The following is a 1,612-nucleotide window of genomic DNA, read 5'->3' as shown; positions in this document are numbered from 1 at the left end:
GGCTCACTCCAACAATTTGGATTGGGGGTTACAGGAGGTTTGGGTAGGTGACTGGATCGATCTGTGCCCAATGCGAGATGTCTTCGCGATGGGCCTGCAAGTAAGGCAACACCGCCGCCAGCAACGGTTCCTTGAACGCTTCCTGAAACCTATGCGCTAACCCCGGGATCAGCTTCAACTGACTGCCACGGATATGCGCCGCCAAATGCACACCGTGCATCACCGGCAGCAGTGGATCGGCCGTGCCGTGCACCACCAGCGTCGGCACGCGCAACTGGTTGAGCAAGTCCACACGACTGCGCTCGGCGAGGATGGCCATGATCTGGCGCTTCACACCTTCAGGGTTGAACGCCCGGTCGTAGGATTGCGCGGCTTGTTGCAACAGTTCTTGCCGGTCATCGGTCACCGACGGACTGCCCAGCGCCGCGAGCAAATCCGCCTGTTGTTCCAACGCCACTTCGCGGTTCGGCGCGCCACGACGGGACAACAATTGCACCAGCGCCGCACTCGGAGCAGGCAAGCCTTCGGCGCCGGAACTAGTCATGAGCAATGTCAGACTTTCCACACGCTGCGGCGCCATCGCCGCCATGTGCTGGGCGATCATCCCGCCCATGCTCGCGCCCAATACGTGGAATTGCTCGACGTGCAACGCGTCCATCAGGCCAAAGGCATCGTCCGCCATGTCGGTCAGGGTGTACGGCGCCGACACCGGCAAGCCGAGTTTGTAGCGCAAAGCTTCGAATGTCAGGTTGGCCTCGGCCGGGGTTTGCCGCCACGTGGACAGCCCCACATCACGATTGTCGTAACGAATCACCCGAAAGCCCTGCTGACACAGCGCGACCACCACCTCGTCTGGCCAGTGAATCAACTGCCCGCCCAAACCCATCACCAGCAACAACGCCGGGTCCGAAGCACGGCCAATGCTCTGATACGCCAGACTCACCTGCGCCAGATCGGCGTGTTGGGTCGGTACGTTGACATCACAACGAGACGCCGCAAAGGATGGTAAGCCAAACAACAACGCGGCCAAAAAGGCCGCTGTGGATAAAAATCGTGCACGCATGAAAAACACCGAAACGCAGGACCCCAGTAGAGCGCGAGTCTGATGAAGTTTGATCAAGCGCGCTGCCACAGTTGCGTGACAGTTTGATGAAGACTGCTGAACGGTCATTTCCAAGACCGCGTTATCGTTCTTCGCGAGCAGGCTCGCTCCCACAGGATTGATGCTGGCCACAAAGTCTATGTTCGACATAAATCCCCTGTGGGAGCAGGCTTGCCCGCGAAGGCGCCAGAACAGGCGCCGCAAGACTTCAGGCCAACTGACTTCTCAACTGTCGAGCCGCCGCGACCATGTTGACCAACRCCGCCTCGGTCTCCGGCCACGCCCGGGTCTTGAGCCCGCAATCCGGATTCACCCACAACCGCTCGGCGGGAATGCGCTTCACCGCTTTGCTCATCAACTTCACCATCTCAGCCGTGTCCGGCACCCGTGGCGAGTGGATGTCATACACACCTGGTCCAATATCATTCGGGTAATCGAAGGCTTCGAACGCCTCCAGCAATTCCATGTCCGAACGCGAGGTTTCGATGGTAATCACGTCCGCATCCATGG

At 59.6% G+C, this 1,612-nt stretch carries 1 protein-coding gene and 1 pseudogene; both read right to left on the bottom strand.

Annotated features, from left to right (window positions below; translation table 11 throughout):
* Window positions 1-28: 28 nt before the first annotated feature.
* The gene (locus AC1DRJ_RS26985; protein WP_477804836.1) at window positions 29-1,063 is read right to left on the bottom strand and encodes an alpha/beta fold hydrolase; all 1,035 of its coding nucleotides are present in this window, start codon (window positions 1,061-1,063) and stop codon (window positions 29-31) included.
* A gap of 247 nt (window positions 1,064-1,310) precedes the next feature.
* A pseudogene (locus AC1DRJ_RS26980) lies at window positions 1,311-1,612 on the bottom strand (5-methyltetrahydropteroyltriglutamate--homocysteine S-methyltransferase); the annotation flags it as partial.

The sequence above is a fragment of the Pseudomonas sp. P5_B2 genome, assembly GCF_056400445.1.
Note: the sequence above shows the minus strand (reverse complement) of the source record. Positions and strands in the feature narration are given on the sequence as shown.